The 21,800-nt window shown below is 44.0% G+C and carries 18 protein-coding genes; 11 read left to right on the top strand and 7 right to left on the bottom strand.

The genetic code is table 11. From position 1 onward, the window contains the following. The first annotated feature begins 43 nt into the window (after positions 1–43). Entirely contained in the window at positions 44–319 is a 276-nt protein-coding gene (locus ACRRSY_RS11585; protein ID WP_432453196.1) for a YeaC family protein, read from the top strand. A 3-nt stretch (positions 320–322) separates the two neighbouring features. Here the strand turns inward: ACRRSY_RS11585 and ansA are convergent, their stop codons facing one another. Both ansA and sppA read right to left on the bottom strand, forming a co-directional pair. Then, on the bottom strand, positions 323–1,333 hold the full coding sequence (gene ansA / locus ACRRSY_RS11580) for an asparaginase (RefSeq protein ID WP_432463212.1): 1,011 nt from the start codon (positions 1,331–1,333) through the stop codon (positions 323–325). Between the two features lie 81 nt (positions 1,334–1,414). Beyond that, complete coding sequence (gene sppA, locus ACRRSY_RS11575; RefSeq protein ID WP_432453194.1) at positions 1,415–3,247, bottom strand: signal peptide peptidase SppA; 1,833 nt, start codon at positions 3,245–3,247, stop codon at positions 1,415–1,417. Between the two features lie 157 nt (positions 3,248–3,404). Between sppA and ACRRSY_RS11570 the strand changes: the two genes are divergently transcribed. Then, a complete protein-coding gene (locus tag ACRRSY_RS11570) occupies positions 3,405–5,429 on the top strand; it encodes an FAD-dependent oxidoreductase (RefSeq protein WP_432463211.1) in 2,025 nt (674 codons plus the stop codon). A 192-nt stretch (positions 5,430–5,621) separates the two neighbouring features. Further along, entirely contained in the window at positions 5,622–6,161 is a 540-nt protein-coding gene (locus ACRRSY_RS11565) for an NAD(P)H nitroreductase (RefSeq protein WP_432459349.1), read from the top strand. Positions 6,162–6,373: 212 nt separating this feature from the next. On the opposite strand, the gene ACRRSY_RS11560 is transcribed toward ACRRSY_RS11565, so the two are convergent. Both ACRRSY_RS11560 and asnS read right to left on the bottom strand, forming a co-directional pair. Next, positions 6,374–7,057 carry a DUF3334 family protein gene (locus ACRRSY_RS11560; protein WP_432453191.1) on the bottom strand — a complete coding sequence of 228 codons (684 nt, stop codon included), beginning with the start codon at positions 7,055–7,057 and terminating at the stop codon, positions 6,374–6,376. A gap of 186 nt (positions 7,058–7,243) precedes the next feature. Further along, positions 7,244–8,644, bottom strand: coding sequence for an asparagine--tRNA ligase (gene asnS, locus ACRRSY_RS11555; RefSeq protein ID WP_432453190.1), 1,401 nt, complete (start codon positions 8,642–8,644; stop codon positions 7,244–7,246). Between the two features lie 153 nt (positions 8,645–8,797). Here asnS and ACRRSY_RS11550 point away from each other — a divergent pair, with 153 nt between their 5' ends. Beyond that, positions 8,798–9,166, top strand: coding sequence for a hypothetical protein (locus ACRRSY_RS11550; RefSeq protein WP_432453189.1), 369 nt, complete (start codon positions 8,798–8,800; stop codon positions 9,164–9,166). 51 nt (positions 9,167–9,217) lie between these two features. On the opposite strand, the gene bioA is transcribed toward ACRRSY_RS11550, so the two are convergent. After that, on the bottom strand, positions 9,218–10,504 hold the full coding sequence (bioA, locus tag ACRRSY_RS11545) for an adenosylmethionine--8-amino-7-oxononanoate transaminase (RefSeq protein WP_432453188.1): 1,287 nt from the start codon (positions 10,502–10,504) through the stop codon (positions 9,218–9,220). Between the two features lie 97 nt (positions 10,505–10,601). On the opposite strand from bioA, the gene bioB reads away from it, so the two are divergent. The 7 genes from bioB to ACRRSY_RS11510 all read left to right on the top strand — a co-directional run bounded on the left by bioB (position 10,602) and on the right by ACRRSY_RS11510 (position 18,902). Continuing rightward, entirely contained in the window at positions 10,602–11,654 is a 1,053-nt protein-coding gene (gene bioB / locus ACRRSY_RS11540; RefSeq protein ID WP_432453187.1) for a biotin synthase BioB, read from the top strand. Further along, positions 11,654–12,817 (top strand): 8-amino-7-oxononanoate synthase, encoded by a 1,164-nt coding sequence (gene bioF, locus ACRRSY_RS11535; RefSeq protein WP_432453186.1) that lies wholly within the window; start codon positions 11,654–11,656, stop codon positions 12,815–12,817. The genes bioB and bioF overlap by 1 nt, the downstream gene beginning before the upstream one ends. Continuing rightward, positions 12,814–13,584 (top strand): malonyl-ACP O-methyltransferase BioC, encoded by a 771-nt coding sequence (gene bioC, locus ACRRSY_RS11530; RefSeq protein ID WP_432453185.1) that lies wholly within the window; start codon positions 12,814–12,816, stop codon positions 13,582–13,584. Before bioF ends, bioC begins: the two co-directional genes overlap by 4 nt. After that, entirely contained in the window at positions 13,577–14,272 is a 696-nt protein-coding gene (bioD, locus tag ACRRSY_RS11525) for a dethiobiotin synthase (protein ID WP_432453184.1), read from the top strand. The genes bioC and bioD overlap by 8 nt, the downstream gene beginning before the upstream one ends. Positions 14,273–14,363: 91 nt before the next feature. Next, positions 14,364–15,236, top strand: coding sequence for a protease HtpX (gene htpX / locus ACRRSY_RS11520; RefSeq protein WP_432453183.1), 873 nt, complete (start codon positions 14,364–14,366; stop codon positions 15,234–15,236). Between the two features lie 275 nt (positions 15,237–15,511). After that, entirely contained in the window at positions 15,512–16,423 is a 912-nt protein-coding gene (locus tag ACRRSY_RS11515; protein ID WP_432453182.1) for an ABC transporter substrate-binding protein, read from the top strand. Next, entirely contained in the window at positions 16,416–18,902 is a 2,487-nt protein-coding gene (locus tag ACRRSY_RS11510) for a putative bifunctional diguanylate cyclase/phosphodiesterase (protein ID WP_432459351.1), read from the top strand. The genes ACRRSY_RS11515 and ACRRSY_RS11510 overlap by 8 nt, the downstream gene beginning before the upstream one ends. 23 nt (positions 18,903–18,925) lie before the next feature. Here ACRRSY_RS11510 and ACRRSY_RS11505 read toward each other — a convergent pair whose 3' ends face one another. Next, the gene (locus ACRRSY_RS11505) at positions 18,926–21,064 is read right to left on the bottom strand and encodes an FAD-dependent oxidoreductase (protein WP_432453180.1); all 2,139 of its coding nucleotides are present in this window, start codon (positions 21,062–21,064) and stop codon (positions 18,926–18,928) included. Positions 21,065–21,121: 57 nt separating this feature from the next. Then, complete coding sequence (mobB, locus tag ACRRSY_RS11500) at positions 21,122–21,640, bottom strand: molybdopterin-guanine dinucleotide biosynthesis protein B (RefSeq protein ID WP_432459352.1); 519 nt, start codon at positions 21,638–21,640, stop codon at positions 21,122–21,124. Between the last annotated feature and the right edge of the window lie 160 nt (positions 21,641–21,800).

Below are 21,800 nucleotides of genomic sequence, written 5' to 3'. Positions count from 1 at the left end.
TTACTGGTTTGTTAATGTTCTTATTAGATTATAGGAGTGATAAATGGATGTAGAGAAATTGTTGGCTGCAATGAGCCCCGAAATTTACCAAAACATGCTGAATGCTGTTGAAACCGGGCGTTGGCCTGATGGTAAAAAACTGAATGCTGAGCAGCGAGACCATACTCAACAGTTGGTTATTTTGTATCAAGCCAAGCATAACCATCAACCACAACACTTTACGGTTGGTACTGACGGCGAATTAGTGATGAAGTCCAAACAGGAACTGAAACGACAATATAAAGATGAGCAAGTGATTGTACAACTTACTCAATCTTGATATTCAGACTGAAATCTCGCCGCGAATGTCTTGGCAAAGTAATTCGCGGATTCGCATACTTGGTAGGTTTTTGCTTAGTAAGTAATGCAACTTAGCTAAAGCCGCTTCGGTGGTCATATCCCCACCGCTGATGACCCCAGCTTTAGCCAAGGCATTACCGGTTGCATAGCCCCCCATATTAACTTTTCCGGTTAAGCATTGGCTTAAATTTAAAACAATGATCCCTCGCTCGCTGGCCTGCTCTAGTTGTTCGAGCATCGCTGGATGCTGGGGGGCATTACCCACGCCGTAACTTAATAGAATCAGGGCTTTAACTGGCTGTTGTAATAAATTAGCTAATACTTCAGCAGAGATCCCTGGATATAAACTGACGACCCCAATTGGTTGTGGGACGATGGGGCTAACCTGTAGTGCACTAATGCCAGTGGGCTTTATTTCTCCGGCAATAATTTCAATATCTATACCGGCTTTCAGTAGCGGGGGGAAGTTTGGTGACATAAACGCATCGAAGCCGTCTGCATGAGCTTTAGTACTGCGGTTACCCCTTAATAGTTTGTTGTTAAAAAATAGACATACTTCATGAACCGGATAGTACGCGGCTAAATACAAGGCATTTAATAAGTTTGTTTGCCCGTCAGAACGCAGTTCACTTAAAGGGATTTGAGAGCCGGTGACTATCACTGGTTTGCTAAGGTTTTCTAACATAAAAGACAGCGCTGATGCAGTATATGCCATGGTGTCGGTGCCATGTAGTACTACAAATCCGTCGTATTTTTCATAATTGGCTTGGATGTCATCGGCGATGAATTGCCAGTGGTGAGGATCCATGTCCGCAGAATCGATTAAGGGTGAGAATTCATGTACGGTAAACAGGGGCATTTCTTCACGCTTAAATTCAGGCATGGCTTCTAAGCAATCGCTCATAAAACCCGCTTGAGGAATGTAGCCTTGTTCGCTGCGTTGCATACCAATGGTACCGCCTGTATAGGCGATATAAATAGATTTTCGGTTCATCAGACTATAATTCAAAAAATTTTTGAAATTATAGTCTGATGCTTTGTTAAAGCAATCACTGCGTAGCGTTAATGCTGTAGTTTATAGCTGTTCACAAATAGCGCAGTAACTGTATTGTCCGAGTGGATCGTTAAACATTTCGAGGGCGGGTGCTTGTTCAGAGAGAGCCTTTAATAAGCGCCAATGGGGAATCAAAGCTTCTAGTGAGCGACTAATTTGGGAGTCAAACAATTGGGCAATGAATTGCTCTCTCGGATTTAGCGGAACGGTTAAGCGGTCGATTTGATAGTCTTGTAGTTCACTCATATTTGCCGCATAAGCGATAGCATCATTCAGATCACCAAGTTGGTCGATTAAACCATTTGCCAAAGCGTCTTTGCCAGTCCAGATCCGTCCTTGAGCCAGTTTATCTAATTTTGCTATTTCGATGCCGCGTCCCTCTGAAACTAAGTTTAAGAAGTCATGATATCCATGTTCAATATTTAATTGAATAAGCTGTTTTAACTCCTCCGGAAGGGCTTGAAAAGGACTTAGTTCTGCAAGCGTGGTGGTGGCGTAGCCATCACTATGGACCCCAAGTTTTGCTAGCGCGTTTTCGATTGTGGCAAACATCCCGAAGATACCAATCGAGCCCGTAATGGTGGTTGGGCTGGCAAAAATTTGGTCGGCACTGGCAGAAATCCAATATCCGCCGCTAGCAGCAACACTGCCCATAGAAACCACGACAGGGATCCCTTTGGTTTGGAATTGCTGGAGTTTATTGCGGATCAGCTCAGAGGCAAAGGCACTTCCTCCAGGGCTGTCAACCCGCATCACCAGCGCTTTGACTTGGTCATCTTGCAGGGCTTGGTCGAGTTGTCTTAACACTGTATCAGCGGCAATTACCTTCTCTTCACCTTCGCCCGAAACGATCGGCCCTTGGGCGACTAACAGGGCGATTTTGTTATCGTTTGCCTCGCTATGACTTAAAGTTCTTGATTGGGCGTAATCTTGGTAGCTGAGGTAGTGATAACCTAGCTTGTTATCGGCTTCACCAAATTGTTCAACAAAATATTGTTTTGCTTGATCTCGTGTAACCAGTTGATCAACTAAACCAAAGCGTTCTGCATAGAGGGCTGAATCGCCTTCAACCGTGGTTAAACGCTGTATCAGTCGCTTTGGTTCAGGGACTAGCTGCTGGGCATCAAGTTTACGATTTTGAGCAACGGTAATTAAATAGCCTTGCCACAGCTGATCCATCCAATGGGCTAAATCTTGTTTCGCTTCTGGTGACATATCGTTGCGTATGTAGGGTTCAACAAATGATTTGTGAGTGCCAACCCGAAATACATGAGTACTCACATCAAGCTTGTCGATAACATCTTTATAAAATAAACGACGAGAGTTAATACCGCGCATCAATACTGCGCCTTTAGGGTTGAGTAGCAATTCGTCGGCAAAGCTGGCTAAGTAATACTGGTGTTGATCATAATAGTCAGCGTAACTCAGGATTGGTTTGTTGCTGCTTTTAAATCGTTCCAGAGCTTGGCCAATGATAGCGAGTTTGGTTTGACTGGTCGGTGGAAGTTGGTCCAGTGATAGAATAATACCGGTAATATTGTTATCTGTTGCGGCGGCATCGATGGTGTCAACCAAGCGTTGTAGATCGATTTCTTTTTCCTGAGGATTACCCACTAACTCATTACTTAGTTCCGTCATTGGGTTAAGTCGTTGCCGTTGTTCTACAATTTGACCATCTAAATTGATGCGTAGCGCCGAAGCTTCAGGCTCAGTGCTTGGCGGCTCGCTCACTTGATTTATCGCTACGACAACGATAATTATCATGCCGATAAGTAACAAATTAACGATCAGTGAACGAATAAAATTTAAGCTTTTCCAGAATAGACTGAAGAGGTTTTTTATAAATTTAAACACTGGGACCCACTTATTAAAGTCAACGATGGATAAACGTTAACATAGACCCGATAAACAGGCATCTTGAATTATTTAAACAAATGTTTGAAACGTGAGTTTACTTCCGATAATCTATTAACAGTTTAATAACATTAATCATCAAGTTGAGGTGCCAGAGATGACCAAATACCCGCACTTATTAGCGCCTCTGGATTTAGGTTTCACCCAGTTGTCTAGCCGTGTATTGATGGGCTCTATGCATACAGGCTTAGAGGAAGAGAAAGGCGGTTTTGCCAAACTTGCAGCCTTTTATGCGCAGAGAGCAAAGGGAGGTGTTGGTTTGATCGTCACTGGTGGGATTGCGCCAAACTTTCGCGGCCGATTAACGCCTAATGGTTGCCAGCTCAGTTTTCCATGGCAAATCAAAAAACATCGCCTCATCACCGAGGCAGTTCATCAACAGGGGGGAAAGATAGCACTGCAAATTTTGCATGCAGGCCGCTATGCTTATCATCCATTTTCGGTCAGTGCCAGTAAGATTAAAGCGCCAATTAACCCGTTTAAACCCAAGGCAATGAGCGAGCGGCAAATATTGAGCACCATTAAAGATTTTGCAACTAGCGCGAAACTTGCTCAACGTGCTGGCTATGATGGTGTGGAAATTATGGGCTCGGAAGGTTATTTAATTAACCAGTTTATTTGCGCGCGAACCAACCAACGCAATGATAGCTGGGGTGGCAGCTATTGTAATCGTATCAAATTCGCGTTGGCGGTAGTGAAACAAACTCGGGATCTTGTGGGGCAAAATTTCATCATCATTTTTCGTTTATCGATGTTAGACCTGGTTGAAAAAGGCAGTACGTTAGAAGAAGTTATTCACTTAGCAAAAGCTTTGGAGCTGGCGGGGGTGACACTACTGAACACTGGTATTGGGTGGCACGAAGCCAGAGTGCCTACCATCGCGACGAGTGTGCCGCGTGGTGCGTTTTCTTGGGTGACGGAAAAAATAAAACAACACCTTAGTATTCCTTTGGTCGCGGTGAACCGAATTAATACACCCGAGATTGCTGAGAACATCTTAAGTTCTGGCCAAGCGGATATGGTATCGATGGCGAGACCTTTACTTGCCGATCCGTTGTTTGTACAAAAGGCTAAAGCGGATCAGTCTGAGCTGATTAATACTTGTATTGCGTGTAATCAAGCATGTTTAGATCATGTGTTTAAACAACGGCGCGCCAGTTGCTTGGTGAACCCGCAGGCATGTTACGAAACCGAGTTAACATTCTCCCCGGTGATGGAAGCTAAAAACATTGCGGTGGTGGGCGCGGGTCCGGCAGGATTAGCTTTTGCTTGTTATGCAGCACAACGCGGGCATCGAGTGACTATTTATGATGCGGCAGATCAGATTGGCGGGCAATTCAATTACGCAAAGCAGATCCCTGGTAAAGAAGAGTTCTATGAAACTTTGCGGTATTTTTCAAATCAGATTAAACATTTAGGAATAATTTTAAAGCTAAATACTAAGCTAGATTCGGCGATGCTGGCCCAGTTGTCGGTCGATGAAGTGGTGATCGCTACTGGGATTGTGCCGAGAACGCCGCCCATCGAAGGCATCGCGCATCCTAAGGTCTATAACTATTTAGATGTACTAAAGGATCATAAAACAGTAGGGGAGCGGGTTGCAATTATTGGGGCAGGTGGTATTGGTTTTGACGTGGCTGAGTATTTGGTGGAACAACAGCCGTCCTTAGCCACCAATCTTGATCGTTGGTTAGACAATTGGGGCATTGACTCTACTATGTCCAATGCTGGTGGCTTGAAAAAGGAGGTCTTAAAGCATCATCCTTTACGACAAGTTTTTCTGTGTCAGCGTAAGGCGAGCAGGGTCGGTAAAGGGCTTGGTAAGACCACTGGATGGATCCATCGTGAAAGTTTAAAGCAAAATGGGGTCACAATGCTTGCTGGGGTAGAATATCTCAAAATTGACGATCAGGGTTTACACATCAAAATCGATGGCGTGCAATCGGTATTGGAAGTTGATCATGTTGTGGTATGTGCAGGCCAAGAAAGTTTACGTTCGTTGCATGAAGAACTAAGCGTTTTAGGTCGTCATTCGCATCTGATTGGTGGGGCATTTTTGGCATCAGAACTTGATGCAAAAGCGGCTATTCGTCAAGGCGCTGAATTGGCCGCGATGATATAAGCAGTCATGCTGGTTATCTAGGCTTACACATCGCTGAAGAGCAAGCAGTTTGTACCCCGCAAGCTATCGTTATAGCTACATTTTTGATTAATGTGGGCTTGTTAATCCTTTAGCTAACAAGGGGCAAGCAGCGCTTTACTTTTATGATATTTCAATCACAATGGTGTTACATTTTAACTCTTAAGGATCACAATGAACGCCTTAGACTTATTATTAGAGCGTCAGTCTTGTGCGCGTTTGGCCGCACCAGCTCCAGAGGGGGCTGAACTAGAAGTAATTTGGAATGCAGGTTTACGAGCGCCTGACCACGGTGGATTAACACCTTGGCGTTTCATCCATGTGAGTGGTGAAGGGCTCACTAGACTCTCCTCCATTTTTGAAAAAGCGGCGTTTGCCGAGCAAGCCGATGAAGAAAAAGCGAGAGCGATGCCTTTTCGAGCGCCGCTGATTACGATTGTGATCGCATCACCTAAATCGCATACCAAAGTTCCTGAGATAGAACAGGTGCTCTCTGCCGGTTGTGCTGTACAAGCAATGCAAATGGCAGCGCTTGCTCAAGGTTATAACGGAATATGGCGCACAGGAGCGATGGCTTATAGCTCAATTGTTAACGACGAATTGGGACTCGCTGAACAAGAGTCTATTGTTGGATTTTTGTATTTAGGCAGTCCCCAAGTAAAACCGAATAAACATAAACAGTTAGCCTTTAAAGATTATGTTAGCTGGCTTTAGTTTTCCCGGGGAATGTCATGTGGCTTGTTTATCGATTTCAAGACTTGCAGGGTTGCTTGATACAGAGACATTGATGGCTATTTGAAGTCGCGGGTTATTACGTTTTTTTATCGCATGACGGGTTACTTTCAGTCTAAACCTAAGTTACAGTTACTTCGGTTTAGACTGAAAAAATAGCGGTATCACTTAATCAATAGGTTCAGTCGACAGGCTTAAATACCGAGCTCATCGAGTAAATCTTGATCAATGGTTGCGGTCGCAGTGGCTATACTGGCTTGTTCTGATTTTTTATCGAGAGCAGCTTGCTCAATTAGTGCATCAGGATCAACATCATCTTCTGTTTCAAATTCATGCAACTTAATGAACTCAGTTTTGTCCATCGCCAACTCCAAGTAAAAGATGTTATTTTTTGCGGTGGTAAAGGTTACTCGGCGAGCTTGTGGGCGATCCAAGTTGGTATCGATAGAAATTAATACCTGTTTGTTTAACGCTAACATTTTGGGTTGATTCTGGGTGAGCGAAGTTTGCAATTCTTTGCCGATCACTCCGGTAAAGTAGCCAACCATCTGATTCATCAACTCACCCATAACATTTCCCACTTCGTCGGCTGTATGTTGTTGTGCTAGTTCTGACTCAGGGATCCCCATATGCAACATGTAATTTCTATAAATCTCCATGGCAGCAGGAGCGGTAAAATTAATTACCACTAAACCAGAGAATCCACCATCGAATAACACAAAACAACCAATGTCGGGTTTTAAACAGGTTTTGTTAATTTTTTGCACCATCGCTGAGAATCTAATGTCACTGGCGGTCGCCTTACTTAAGACATTGGTGACGGAATTACAGAGGGTTAATAATACATCTTCAGTGGTGACAACTTTCAATCTTTTCATGTAGATCCTTCTTAAAATCGCAATGACTTTTACATTATTAATGCGCCTAAGTATGGATGATGAGTCGGGTGCTGTATAGTTTTGTTTATCCTCTATGAGGACTCAATCAAGCTCATGCTTAACAAAGTAGGTACAAAAAAGCCCCAGTCTTTGGGGCTTTTCAAATAACCAATCATACCTGAGAGTTTAGTACTCTGCGTTTTTAGGTGCGCGTGGAAAAGGAATTACATCGCGAATATTGGTCATACCGGTAACATAAGAGACTAAACGTTCAAAACCTAAACCAAAGCCTGAGTGCGGCACAGTACCGTAACGACGTAGATCGCGATACCAAGAGTAGTCATCTTTATCTAAGCCCAGCTCAGCGAGGCGTTTATCGAGCACGTCTAAACGCTCTTCGCGCTGACTACCACCAATTATCTCACCAATGCCTGGTGCTAATACATCCATCGCCGCAACAGTTTTGCCATCGTCATTTTGGCGCATGTAGAAGGCCTTAATGTCTTTGGGATAGTTTTTGACGACCACCGGAGCTTTGAAGTGTTCTTCGGCTAAGTAGCGTTCGTGTTCTGAAGACATATCGATGCCCCATTCTACGTCGAATTCAAACTTGCGACCGGAATCGATTAGAATTTGAATTGCGTCGCTGTAATCGACCTGCGCGAAATCTGCTTCAACAAAATTTTGTAGGCGACTCACGGCTTGTTTGTTGACCCGCTGGGCAAAGAAATTCATATCATCCATGCGCTCGTCCAATACCGCTTTAAATACATACTTAAGCATATCTTCGGCGAGTTTGGCGGCATCGTTTAAATCGGCAAAGGCGACTTCTGGTTCAACCATCCAAAATTCGGCCAAATGGCGACTGGTATTCGAATTTTCAGCGCGAAACGTCGGTCCGAAGGTGTAGACCTTGGATAATGCACAGGCGTAGGTTTCCACATTTAATTGACCGGATACCGTAAGAAAAGTCTCTTTACCAAAGAAGTCTTGTTGGTAATCGATTTCGCCTTTGTCATCTAAAGGTAAGTTGTTCATGTCTAGCGTGGATACGCGGAACATTTCGCCTGCACCTTCAGTATCACTACCAGTAATGATTGGGGTGCTTACCCACATATAACCCTGCTGATGATAGAAGCGGTGAATCGCTTGCGCCAAACAGTTTCGGACTCGAGTCACGGCACCAATTACATTGGTGCGTGGTCGTAGGTGGGCATGTTCACGAAGATATTCAATACTGTGGCGTTTGGCTGACATTGGGTAACTATCGGGATTTTCGACCCAACCCAGCACTTCAACTTGCTCGGCCTGGATTTCAAAGGACTGGCCTTGTCCGGGGGATTCTACCACTTCACCACTAACCATTACCGAACAACCTGCGGTAAGCTTTAACACATCATTCTCGTAATTAGATAGAGTATTGGGAGCGACCGCCTGAATTGCCTCAAAACATGAGCCATCGTGAATGGCTAAAAAAGAAAGACCAGCTTTAGAATCGCGGCGAGTGCGGATCCACCCTTTGATAGTAACTTGTTGACCAACGCTGAATTTACCACTCAATACGTCTGTCACTGAAGAATGCGTCATAGCAAACAATTGCTCCAATCTGATAGTGCTAAAATTATAAGGGAACCAATGTTACTTGGTGAGGCCAAAGACTCAAGTAAAAATTGATAAAACATTAGAAATCGCTATGTTATCTTAATTAAACTGCTGAGTATTCAGAATATAGGTAAGCGAATGCCAAAAAAACGAATCGAGCGAAGAAAGGGCCCAGACGGCTTACAAAAATTATTTGTGCTGTTTTCTTTGTTAGCTTGGGGGGCTTTCTTGGCAGCTCTCATCGTTTATCACTACGCTCGTCCGGAAATAGCCTATTCGGCATTTCAACCTAATGATGGGGTGGGTTACCGTGATCACTGGCAAGAAAACCTGCGAACGGTGTTTGTTTATTTGTTGTGGACTTGTTGTGGGATTACTCTGACCACGATCGGCTTCAATTGGAGTCGATCCCGCCGCAAGGGGGATCATTTCATTATTAACATGGGCTTATTAGCTTTGATCGTGTTAACCACTTTGTTTGCATACTACTTAAATGTTTTTTCTTAGTATTGTAGCGCCTTGTCCTTCAAGTTATCGCCAACCAAAGACCCTACTTAGTTAGTCATGTCTTGTATCAAGTTCAGCTAACGCAGTATAGATAGCGTGGCATAATTTGCTGAGTTGTTGGGCACTGATCACGTAGGGCGGCATGATGTAGACTAATTTTCCAAAAGGTCTGATCCATACTCCAAGTTCAACAAATTTGGCCTGAATATCAGCGACATTTACCGCCATCTCAGTTTCCACGACCCCGATCGCGCCTAATACCCGAACATCGGCCACCGCGTTAAGCTGTTGGCAAATCGCTAACTGTTTTTTTAGTTGCTGTTCGATAGCCGCGACCTGTTGTTGCCATGGCCCATTTTGGAGTCGGTCGATACTGGCGCAGGCAACGGCACAGGCGAGGGGATTTCCCATAAATGTCGGACCATGCATAAATACACCAGCCTCGCCACTACAGATGGTGTTGGCAATGGTTTTGCTGGTGAGAGTGGCGGCCAAACTCATATAGCCTCCAGTAAGTCCCTTACCTAAACAAAGTATGTCAGGCGCAATATCGGCATGTTCACAGGCAAACAGTTTACCAGTACGGCCAAACCCGGTTGCGATTTCATCGGCAATCAACAGTAATCCGTAGTGGTCGCAAAGACGCCTTAGTTGTTTTAAATACTGAGGATGGTAAATTCGCATCCCTCCTGCACCTTGTACAATGGGCTCGATAATTACCGCGGCGATTTGTGAGTGGTGGGCGTCTAACATCTGTTGCATCGGTATAAAATCTTTTGGATCCCATGCTTGATCAAAGCGAGTTTGTGGTGCAGCGCAAAATAGATGTTCAGGCAGGAAACCTTGATAAAGCTGATGCATGCCGCCTTGCGGATCGCATACTGACATAGCGCCAAATGTATCGCCATGGTAACCGTGACGAATAGTGGCAAACTTAGTCCGTTTTTGGCCTTTAGCATGCCAGTACTGCAAGGCCATTTTCAAGGCCACTTCCACCGCGACGGATCCCGAATCGCTAATAAAAACCTGTTCTAAGGATGCTGGTGTTAAGTCGACTAAACGCTTGGCAAGCTCTACCGCGGGTTGATGAGTTAAACCACCAAACATCACGTGTGACATTTTAGCTAATTGCTCGCTGGCGGCTTGATCTAACTCTTTGACTTGATACCCGTGAATGCAGGCCCACCAAGAAGCCATGCCATCAACCAAACGTCGGCCGTCTTCGAGTTCAATTTCACAGCCGGATGCTGACGCCACCGCATAACAGGGCAGAGGAGCAATTGATGAGGTGTAAGGATGCCAAAGATGGTCTTGATCGAACTGAATATCTGTGCTCATTATTTAACCGTTAGTAAAGTTTTGGGTAATTTGAAGTTGACAGCTGGCTGGCTGTGGATAGACTAGCCGAATACTCTATTTAATGAAAGTTTTAGTTATGACTCAAACACTTCGCCATGATTGGACTGTTAACGAAGTTAATGCGCTGTTTTCGCTGCCATTTAATGATCTGATGTTTCAAGCTCAATGTGTACATCGAGCTAATTTTGACCCAAACCAGGTTCAAGTTTCTACTTTGCTATCGATTAAAACTGGTGCTTGTCCAGAAGATTGCAAGTATTGCCCACAGAGTGCTCACCACAAGACCGATCTAAAAACAGAACGTCTATTGGAAGTTGAGCATGTCCTTAAAGAAGCCGAAAAAGCCAAGGCGAATGGTTCAACTCGGTTTTGTATGGGCGCTGCTTGGAAAAACCCGAAACAGCGGGATATGCCTTACCTCGTCAAAATGGTTGAGGGCGTCAAACAGATGGGAATGGAAACTTGTATGACGCTGGGTATGCTAGAAAAACAACAGGCTGAACGCTTAGCCGAAGCTGGTTTAGATTACTACAACCATAATCTCGATACTTCGCGCGAGTTTTATCAAGAAATTATTACCACTCGTACCTATGATCAGCGCCTAGATACTTTAGAACATGTGCGCTCTGCCGGCATGAAAGTCTGTTCTGGTGGCATTATGGGAATGGGAGAAACCGCCACCGATCGCAGTGCTTTGTTAGTGCAACTGGCGAATCTACCGAGTCATCCCGAAAGTGTACCCATCAATATGTTGGTAAAAGTCAAGGGAACCTTGTTGGAAGATGTTGAAGACATGGACCAGTTTGACTTTATTCGTTGCATCGCTGTCGCTCGAATAATGATGCCGCGCTCTCATGTTCGCTTATCGGCTGGTCGCGAGGAAATGAATCAACAGGTGCAGGCACTTTGTTTTATGGCGGGCGCAAACTCCATTTTTTATGGTTGTAAGTTATTAACCACACCAAATCCAGATGAAAACCAAGATTTACAGTTGTTTAATAAATTGGGCATTCGCCCAGAATCGGCAGAACTCAAGCATGGCACCGAAGAACAAGAGCAAGATCTGTATCAGTCTTTGATTCAACAACAGAATCAAGCCGATGATGCTTTCTTTTATGATGCCTCTTAATGGCTTTCGAGTTTATTCATCAGCAAGTCCAGCAACGTAAAGTTAAACAACTGGTGCGCGAGCGATTTTGCCTCGGTAGCGGCCAGGGTCGCTTCATTCAGGTTTCTGATCAGCAATATTTAAATTTCTCCAGTAATGATTACTTGGGGTTGTCGCAACATCCCAAGGTTATTGCCGGCTGGAAGAACGCAGCTGATCAGTACGGAACGGGCAGTGGTGGCTCACCTTTGGTGACCGGGTATCAATTACCACATCATCAACTCGAACAGGCTTTATGTGAGTGGCAGGGAAAAGCTGCGGCTTTATTATTTAGCAGTGGATTTAGCGCGAATCAGGGGATCATTAAAGCTTTGCTCAGTAAGCAAGACTTGTTGTTGCAAGATAAATTGAATCATGCATCGTTAATGGAAGCAGGGAGTTTATCCGCTGCTCAGTTTAAACGTTTTACGCATAATTCGACGGAACGTTTGCAAACCTTACTGGCTAGCCGTAAGGCGAATAATTGCTTAGTGATCACCGAGGGTGTATTTAGCATGGATGGGGATCAAGCCCCGTTAAATGCAATCAGCCGTCTATGTAAGCAGCATGATGCTTGGCTAATGGTCGATGATGCCCATGGCGTGGGTTGTCTCGGTGATCAAGGGCGAGGCAGTATTCAAGATGCAGACTTAGCAGCAGATGACATTCAATTGCAAATGTTAACCTTTGGTAAGGCCTTAGGGGTCTCTGGTGCGGCGGTGTTATGTGATAGTTCGGTGCGAGATTATCTGATTAATTTTGATCGCAGTTATATCTACTCTACCGCAATGCCAGCAGCACAAGCTGCAGCCGTCACTGAAGCTATCGCAGTGCTGCAAACTGAACCGGAATTTCAAGAAACGCTACACCAAAATATCCGATTATTTAAAAATCTTGGCAGAGATTTAGGCTTACCCTTGCTTGAGTCAGATACGGCAATTCAACCGATTATTTTAGGTTCAAGTGAGCGCGCTTTATGGATCAGCGAGCAACTCAAGTTGCGTGGCTTTTGGGTCAGTGCAATACGTCCACCAACTGTTCCGGTAAATACGGCTCGGTTGAGAGTGACCTTAAGTAGCTCTCATCGGGCTGATGATATCTCTCGTTTATTGGACACTTTGGTTGATTTATTAAGAATTGAATGATGAATATTGATAAGCAGCAGGTTGCTCGGCATTTTTCCAAAGCCGTGATTAGCTATAATGATTTTGCGCAGTTGCAAAGAGATATAGGCGATAATTTATTGATGCATCTGCCTAAAACACCGACCTCTCGGGCACTTGATTTAGGCTGCGGTACTGGCCATTTTGCGCACAAGCTGCAAGCGACAGCATCGCAAGTTGTGGGCATCGATCTCTCGTTCGCAATGGCGCAATACGCACAACAACAGAACCATAATTTTTATGCCATGGTTTGTGATGCGGAATGTATTAGTTTGAGCGACCAAAGTGTAGACATTGTATTTTCGAATTTAGCCCTGCAATGGTGTAATAACTTAAGTCGTGCGCTCCGCGAGATCAAACGAATTTTACGTCCAGGCGGGATCTGTGTTTTTTCGTCATTACTTGATGGTACTTTGTGGGAACTTAAACAAGCTTGGTGTGAAATTGACGATACCCCCCATGTAAATCAATTTATGGCTGAAAATTGCCTATATGAGCAAATCCGTTTGGCGGGGTTTGCTGATCCGCAGGTGCAAACTGAGACCCGTACTTTGTGGTACCCCGATGTTTTTGCCTTGTTGGCTGAATTAAAGGGAATTGGTGCTAACTATGTGGTTGATGCAAAACAAGGCTTAAATACCGCCGCAAAGCTACGTCAATTAGCGAAAGTTTACCAACAGCAATTTGCTCAGAAAAACCAGGTGAGTGCCACTTATCAAGTGTGTTATGGAGTACTGATCAATGATTAAAAGTGTGTTTATTACCGGCACCGATACCGAAGTGGGTAAAACCCTCGTGAGTTGCGCTTTGATGCTGGCCTTACAACGCCAGAATACACAGCTAGTGGTGAATGGTTTCAAGCCGTTAGCAGCAGGAGCGGAACAGGGGCCAGATGGTTTGAATAATGAAGATGGTTTGGCTATTCAACAATACACTTCGTTGCCTTTAAGCTACCAACAGGTTAACCCCGTGACACTACAACAGGCCATTGCACCACATATTGCCGCCCGTTTGGAGAATGCGCCGATTGATATTGCGGCTATGGACAGCGGTTTAGATTTACTACAAGCGCAATCAGACATTTTGTTGGTTGAGGGGGCTGGGGGGTGGCATGTTCCGCTTGACGATCAGCAAGCCACATTCTCACAATGGGTTGTCAAACACCAGCTTCCGGTGATCTTGGTGGTTGGCGTGAAGCTCGGCTGTCTGAATCATGCCTTGCTAACGGTAGAGGCAATTAAGGCTAGCGGTGTAAAATTATTGGCATGGGTTGCCAATCATTTGAGTGATGATTCTGAGATAGCGACGCTAAATATTGAGTATTTAAAAAATGCCATTACGGCACCTTGCATCGCAACCATTCCTTATAAAACAAAGGTAAATCCTGAATTAATAGAAAACTATTTTGATTTGAGGGTTTTTCATGGCGCAATATAAAGTGGAAATTATTTGTTAAACTATTGAAAAATGTGAGCCATACCCCATATATTATGGTGTAGTATTTTCCCATATAAGATAGAGGCAAACGATGAAACGTATATTGTTGTTTTTAGCGACGAACTTAGCCGTAGTATTGATACTTGGTATCGTTATGAACATCGTGTTTTCGGCTTTGGGGATCTCTACCCGAAGTGTCGGTGGTTTGTTGGTGATGGCTGCCATTTTTGGTTTTGGTGGCTCAATTATCTCTTTATTGATGTCTAAGTGGATGGCGAAGCGATCGACTGGCGCACAAGTCATTGGTGCCCCACGCAACGAAACCGAAGCGTGGTTAATCAATACTGTAGCGCGTCAAGCTAAGGCTGCTGGGATCGGCATGCCGGAGGTCGCGATTTACCATGCTCCAGACATGAATGCTTTTGCGACTGGCGCTAAACGTAACGCTGCCTTGGTGGCAGTGAGTAGTGGTTTACTAGAAAACATGAGTCGAGACGAAGTGGAAGCGGTTCTCGCCCATGAAATTAGTCACGTGGCTAATGGGGACATGGTGACCTTAACGTTAATTCAAGGGGTGGTGAATACCTTTGTTATTTTCTTAGCGCGGATTATCGCAAATGTGATTAGCTCGACGATGAGCAACAATAATCAAAATGGTCAAGGTTTAGGTATGTTTGCCTACATGGCGACGGTGTTCGTACTCGAAATGGTATTTGGCATCTTGGCCAGTGTCATCGTGATGTGGTTTTCTCGCCAACGAGAATATCGCGCCGATGAGGGTTCGGCTAAGTTGGTTGGTAAACAGAAAATGATTCGTGCCTTACAACGCTTAGGTGGAAGTCGAGAACCTGAAATGGAAGGTTCGTTGATGGCTTTTGGAATTAACGGTAAACGTTCAATGAGTGAATTATTGTTAAGCCATCCGCCCTTAGAAAAACGTATTGCGGCACTTCGCGCTCTCTAATTTGACTAATTATTCATGTTTTTTTGATAAAGCGCCGCATGTGAGGCGCTTTTTTTGACTAGGAACTCATTCTTGAACTGTAAACTTTTAAGTTCGTAATGTTTACTGAAAATTTTAAATAGATTGCTTCCTTTTTACGATTGAGCCAAGCAGAATGGTTGCTTCTGTTTTACTAAATACTCAGGATGAGTTCATAACAAGCTAGGGATATGAGCGTTAACTTACCTTCGATTAACCAGATTCGGTACTTGCTTATACTATTTATGGCAAGTGTTATGGCAGCTTGCCAAGCACCAGCTCAAACTCTGCGCGTTGCGGTGTCGCCTTGGCTCGGCTTTGAATCAATTTATCTCGCTCAGCAACTTGCTTATCCAGGTTTTGACCAATATAGCCTAAACGAATTAACCACTCCCAGTCATGTAATGCATGCTCTTAAAAGTGGGCAAGTGGATGCTGGCTTTTTGAGCCTTACCGAAGTCATTAGTTTATTGGCCGAGCGTGTTGATATTACAGTTGTGGCAGTGATCGACCGCAGCGTTGGTGGTGATGCGCTTATCACACAGCAGCCGATTCGTGATATTGATTCTTTAAAAGGGCAGCGAATTGGCTACGAAAGTCTATCGGTGGCTTCACTGGTGATGGACGATTGGCTCAGAGATAGTGCTTTAAAAGCCGAAGACTTTGTGTTGGTAGAAGCAAAACTAGATGAGCAATTAGCTTTGTTTCGTAAAGGGGAAATTAGCGCAGTGATGACTTCTGGTCCATTGCAGAGCCGCTTAGTCGATAACCTTTCGGCAAACGTTTTATATCAAAGTGCCGCTCATGGACAGCCTTATTATCGAGTGTTGGTGGTTCGTAATGAAGTATTAAAACAGCAACATCAGCATATTCTTAGTTTGCTTGATAACTTTTATTCTGCCAGCTCTTGGTTAGAACAACATTCTCGGGAAGGCTTTAAATTAATTGCCAAGCGAACTCAGCTTTATAGCAAAGAAGTTAAACAAGCCTATAGTAAGATCCAAGTCCTGAATGCTCAGCAAAGTGCTGCCTTATATTCAGATCAATCTATTCTCAAACATGCTCACCTTAAGGCGCAGCGTATGGCTGAGCTCGAGTTAATTCACCGAATTCCTGATTTATCTAATAATTTTTCGAGTGAATGGTTGATGGAGTTAACCGGTGTTTAGATTAAAGAGGATCTCTCTTAGCGTTGTAATTCCAAGTTTTGCACTGGTTTTGTTACTGATTGCTCAAGGTCTACTGTTGCTTGGCACACTTAACCAACAGCATCAACAATTGGCGACTCAAGCGACCCAACGTCTACTCAATATTGGTTATCAGCTACAGCAAAGTTTGTCTGATAGTTTGTCGCGTCATCAATGGGATATTGCCGAACGTCAAATTAGCTTAGTGTCTTTAAACCAACATTTAGATTCACTGCAGGTGATTGATCCTCAAGGTTTGGTTCAATTGTCTAACCATCGTTCCGAAAAAAATGTGTTTGCGGCTGACAATAACAATTATTTTAATGCTGAGATGTTCGCTCAAGTCAAACAGCAGCGCACTCCTATCAGCCAAATATTACCGCAACAGTGGCAGGTGAATTTGTATTTCCCCTTAGATATGGGCCCTCGGGAAGATAGTTTACGCCGAGCAGAGCAGGGCGCAATTTTCTTTAGTTTTAATCTTAAAGATAGCTGGTTGGTGCAGCGTCAAATCATTTTTGATCAGGCGATTAAAAGTTTTAGTTATATGGCGATTGCGATGCTGTTGTTGGTATCAATGTTAAGTCGCGTGCTGGTCAATCCATTGAATAAATTGGTCGGTAAAACCACCCAAATACAAACCCATAATAGCACTTCGATTATTGCGAATAGTCAAGGAGAGCTCGGTGCCTTAGAACTTGCCATTAGTAAAATGGCTGAGGGGATCCACTGTAGTTTTGCTCAGTTGCAACGTAGTGAGCAACGCTGGCAGTTTGCGTTGAATGGCTCGGGTGATGGGATTTGGGATTGGAATTTATTAAGTAATACGGTCTATTACTCCCCCCAATGGAAGTCTATGTTGGGTTACCAAGATGGACAGATTGGCGAAAAGATAGAAGAGTGGGAGTCGCGAATTCATCCTGAAGACTTAGATAAAACTTTGAATGAGTTACGAAAACACCTAAAAAAGAACACCAAAGTTTATGAAGCGATGCACCGGATTAAACATAAAGACGGGCATTATCTTTGGGTCTTATCAAGAGGTATGGTCGTTGAGCGCACAGAACGGGATTTGCCTTCTCGAGTGATCAGTACTCAAACAAATATTTCTGAGGTTCGTTCTGCGCAAGAGTTAGTGCGCTTTCAATCTTCCCATGATGATATTACACGCTTATCTAATCGGCGAAAATTGATTGAAAATCTTGATTTGGAAATTGAGCGTGGACGCCGAAGTAATCAAATTGGTGCCTTGATTTATTTGGATATCGATCATTTTAAAAACGTTAACGATATGCTGGGGCATGCCGCCGGTGATTTACTATTGAGGCTGATTGCTCATCGTTTAAGGGAAGGGCGTAATAGTGGAGAAACAGTGGCTCGTTTAGGGGGCGATGAATTTGCTTTACTGGTGCCCAACTTATCTAGTGACCGTGAACAAGCGAAGGCAAAAGCTTCAGAGTTAGCAGTACATTTAGCTAAGGTGATCCATAAAGAGTTTGTGATTAAAGGGAATCAAATTAGCCTTAACTTAACGACTGGCGTCGCTCTATTTCCTAATCTCGACAGCAATGCCACAGAAATTCTTCGCCAAGCCGATATTGCGCTGTATCACGGCAAAGACTTGGCGCGTTCTAGTGTGCATGTATTCTCCGCGAAAATGGCAGATGAGATCCAAGAGCGGCATCAGCTTACGAGCATGATGCGTGAAGCGGTAGAAAAAGAAGATATGGTCGCCTATTTTCAACCGCGTTATAACGCTAATTATGAAATGGTTGGCGCAGAAACTTTATTGCGTTGGTTTGATTCTAAAATGGGTTGGATTTCGCCGGGTCGGTTTATTCCTCTGGCGGAAGAGAGTGGATTGATTGTATTACTTGGTCAATGGGTGATGCGCAGCGCCTGTGAAACCTTAAAAACTTGGCAAGATCGCGGTTTACCCGATAATTTTAAAACCTTATCGATTAACGTCAGTCCTAATCAATTCCATCGCGATAGCTTTATCAAAGAAACCTTAGATATTATTCAGCGTTCTGGCTGTGACCCTCGACTGATTGAATTGGAGATCACCGAAGGGGTACTCGTGGACGATGTTCAGGAAACGGTGGCCAAAATACAAGCGCTGCGTGATATTGGGGTACGCTTTTCGGTGGATGATTTTGGTACCGGATACTCTTCTTTAGCCTATTTAAATAAATTGCCAATTAACTGTCTTAAAATTGATAAGTCTTTTGTGAGTGAACTGCATAGTGGTGGCAGCGAGTGTGCGATTATTACCACGATTATCTCAATGGCTGAGAACTTAGCGCTTGAAGTTATTGCGGAAGGTGTCGAAACTGAGTATCAGCTGGAATTCTTAAAATATCGTCGCTGCACGGTTTATCAAGGCTTCTATTTCAGTGAAGCACTTGAGCCAGAAATCTTTGAAGATCGTTTGTTTATAGATCAGGCTGAAACCGCCTGATCTGATGGTGCGGTTTTTAAAGCTTAAGCCCCTCGGTTCCATCGATGATATCTCTCCAATAGACTGAGTAATTTTTGCGGTGCATGATTTCGTTTCCATTCACCGGCGACATATTTATTGGCTTCCATGAGCGTTGGATAAGCATGAATAGTTGACAGTATTTTGTTCAAGCCTAACTTATGTTTCATAGCGAGGGTAAATTCGGCTAATAGTTCACCTGCATGTTCAGCGACAATGGTTGCACCTAAGATTTTATCTTTGCCGGGAACCGTAAGTACCTTAATAAAACCTTGAGTTTCACCGTCTGCAATTGCGCGGTCTAATTCTTTTAGCTGAAATAGACTAATTTCATAAGCAATTTGTTGCTGTTTTGCTTGCTGTTCGTTGAGTCCAACACGGGCTACTTCAGGATAGCTATAGGTTGCGGCAGGGATCACCGAGTAATCTGCGGCAAAGGTTTTAAAGCGGCCAAACAGTGCATTGACTGCTGCATACCATGCTTGATGAGCTGCAAAATGGGTAAATTGATAGGGACCTGCGACATCTCCCACGGCATAGATGTTCGGATAATTAGTCTGTAGTTTGCGGTTGACTGCTATGGTGCCCTGTGGCGCGAGCAATAAGTCTAGCGCTTCAAGGCCAAAGCCTCGGGTATTCGCGGTTCTGCCTAGGGCTAAAATAACTTTATCAAATACCAGTTGTTGTTGCTGTCCATCTTTTTCTAAGATGACGCTTTGTTCGCCGTTATGTTGGATAAATTGGGTCGCTTTCCACCCCAAGTACAAGTGGATACCTTCTTTGGTAAATTGTTGTTCGATGATAACACTGACTTCAGGATCTTCACGAAGCAATAAATGCTCGCCCATTTCAACTTGACTTACCTGTGAACCGAGCCGAGCAAAACTTTGGCTGAGCTCGCAGCCAATTGGACCTCCGCCCAAGATTAATAAGCGCTGCGGCAATTCAGTTAACTTCCATAAGGTATCAGAGCTGAGATAGTCGATGTTTTCTAAGCCTGCAATTGCAGGAATCAGTGGGCGGGCCCCCGTCGCTATCACAAGGTTTTTTGTGGTGAGCCGCTGCCCATTTATTTCAACCTCCCATGGGCTAACAATGCGAGCTTCTCCCTGTAAACACTCAACGCCCAAATTTGTGTAACGTTCGATGGAATCATGCGGTTCGACTTGTTTTATGACTCTGTGGACTCGCTGCATGACTTCTGCAAAATTTGCCTTGGCGGTTACTTGTTGATAGCCAAAGTGCTGCGCCTGTTGCGCTTGGTATGCAAACTTGGCGCTACGGATTAACGCTTTGGAGGGGACGCAACCGGTATTTAAGCAGTCGCCTCCCATTTTATGTTTTTCGATTAGAGTCACTTTCGCTTTAACTGCTGCTGCAATATAAGAACTCACTAAACCACCAGCACCAGCACCAATCACGATGAGGTTATTGTCAAATTGCTTGGGTTTGGCAAAGCGAGCGTATAGTCGTTGCTGTTTATAACGCTTGATCAAAGCTTGGCTGATATAGGGCAGTAAACCAAGCAGGCTAAACGCCAATATTAGAGAAGGGGATAATATCCCGGCTAAGCCATCTAATTTAGCCAGTTCAGTGCCAGCATTTACATAGACAAGAGTTGCCGGAAACATGCCGACTTGGCTCGCCCAGTAAAAAGTACGCAAGGGCAAGGTCGTGAGTGCCATCACTAAGTTGATTAAAAAAAATGGGAAAATAGGAATCAAACGTAAACTAAGTAAATAAAAGGCTCCTTCCTTTTCAATGCCTTGATTGATTCCTTTTAATTTGTGGGTATAACGGCGTTCTAAACTGGTTCTTAATAGATAGCGGGCCACGATAAAAGCAAGGCTTGCTCCGATGGTGCTGGCAAATGACACGAGGATCACTCCATTGACCACGCCAAATAAGGCGCCGGCTAATAGCGTTAATAACGCCGCGCCGGGAACCGAAAAGGCAGTCACTAAAACATAAAGCAGAAAATAGCCAAGCAAAGACCAGGTGTAATGTTGCTCAACGATGGTTTGTAATTCTGCTTGTTGCTGCTTAATCGTGGAAAAGCTCAACCATTGCCCTAGGTCAAACCAGCTTGCTGTTGCTATAATCAAGGCAAGGATGACAACTACAACCCATTTATTTTTATTCATATTTTGCTCTATGGTAAGTGCTTATCCCTAATAGACCCTTAACTGAATGATATTCTTTCACTCGGATATTTGGCTGAGATAATCAATAATAAAATCTAGAACCTGCGATGCTTGGTTTAAATCAAGTACTGGTAAAGGTGCATTAAGGGCCTCATTGCAGCTTAGGGCAATAATATTGGGGTCGTTAGGGTAGAGTAGCGCTTTACCGAGTGCAGGACGATGAACTTCAATTTTATCGATGTTACTTTCCCGATAGCCTTCCACCAAAACCAAATCACATTGTTGCCATTGTACCCATTGTAGTTGTTGTTCTAGCTGCTCGCTCTGATGCTGCTGACTAAAGTGATAACGTTGCTGAGGACAAGCTAGAATGACTTCGTTGGCACCGCTGTTAAATAAACGATGACTGTCTTTACCGGGTTTATCTAAAAGGATTTCATGGTGACTGTGTTTTATCACGGAGACTCGCAAATCTCGTTGCTTTAACAAAGGTAATAGCTGGCAGAGTAAACTGGTTTTTCCACTGCCACTATAACCCGCCAAGCCTAACACTGGTTTGGGCCATTTTTGTCTCATTGAACCTGTCCTGAAAGGGTTTCGATCTAGCTTAGCGAGGCGGAGGATACTTTTCGAGTTTAATTTCTGTCGGAATTTACCATTCACTTTCGATAAGTAGTTTTAAACTGCTTAAAAAACATTAAACTGAGCGCTGCATAAAACTTAATAAGGAATGTTG

This window comes from Agarivorans sp. QJM3NY_33 (assembly GCF_050870865.2).
Taxonomy (GTDB): Bacteria; Pseudomonadota; Gammaproteobacteria; order Enterobacterales; family Celerinatantimonadaceae; genus Agarivorans.
The sequence above is the reverse complement of the archived record's forward strand: the minus strand, read 5'-3'. Positions and strand labels throughout refer to the sequence as shown.

Coding starts and splice junctions, on each gene's coding strand:
- ACRRSY_RS11585 (WP_432453196.1), top strand. CDS start 44: ATGGATGTAGAGAAATTGTTGGCTGCAATGAGCCCCGAAATTTACCAA.
- ansA (WP_432463212.1), bottom strand. CDS start 1,333: ATGAACCGAAAATCTATTTATATCGCCTATACAGGCGGTACCATTGGT.
- ACRRSY_RS11570 (WP_432463211.1), top strand. CDS start 3,405: ATGACCAAATACCCGCACTTATTAGCGCCTCTGGATTTAGGTTTCACC.
- ACRRSY_RS11565 (WP_432459349.1), top strand. CDS start 5,622: ATGAACGCCTTAGACTTATTATTAGAGCGTCAGTCTTGTGCGCGTTTG.
- ACRRSY_RS11560 (WP_432453191.1), bottom strand. CDS start 7,057: ATGAAAAGATTGAAAGTTGTCACCACTGAAGATGTATTATTAACCCTC.
- asnS (WP_432453190.1), bottom strand. CDS start 8,644: ATGACGCATTCTTCAGTGACAGACGTATTGAGTGGTAAATTCAGCGTT.
- ACRRSY_RS11550 (WP_432453189.1), top strand. CDS start 8,798: ATGCCAAAAAAACGAATCGAGCGAAGAAAGGGCCCAGACGGCTTACAA.
- bioA (WP_432453188.1), bottom strand. CDS start 10,504: ATGAGCACAGATATTCAGTTCGATCAAGACCATCTTTGGCATCCTTAC.
- bioB (WP_432453187.1), top strand. CDS start 10,602: ATGACTCAAACACTTCGCCATGATTGGACTGTTAACGAAGTTAATGCG.
- bioF (WP_432453186.1), top strand. CDS start 11,654: ATGGCTTTCGAGTTTATTCATCAGCAAGTCCAGCAACGTAAAGTTAAA.
- bioC (WP_432453185.1), top strand. CDS start 12,814: ATGATGAATATTGATAAGCAGCAGGTTGCTCGGCATTTTTCCAAAGCC.
- bioD (WP_432453184.1), top strand. CDS start 13,577: ATGATTAAAAGTGTGTTTATTACCGGCACCGATACCGAAGTGGGTAAA.
- htpX (WP_432453183.1), top strand. CDS start 14,364: ATGAAACGTATATTGTTGTTTTTAGCGACGAACTTAGCCGTAGTATTG.
- ACRRSY_RS11515 (WP_432453182.1), top strand. CDS start 15,512: ATGGCAGCTTGCCAAGCACCAGCTCAAACTCTGCGCGTTGCGGTGTCG.
- ACRRSY_RS11505 (WP_432453180.1), bottom strand. CDS start 21,064: ATGAATAAAAATAAATGGGTTGTAGTTGTCATCCTTGCCTTGATTATA.
- mobB (WP_432459352.1), bottom strand. CDS start 21,640: ATGAGACAAAAATGGCCCAAACCAGTGTTAGGCTTGGCGGGTTATAGT.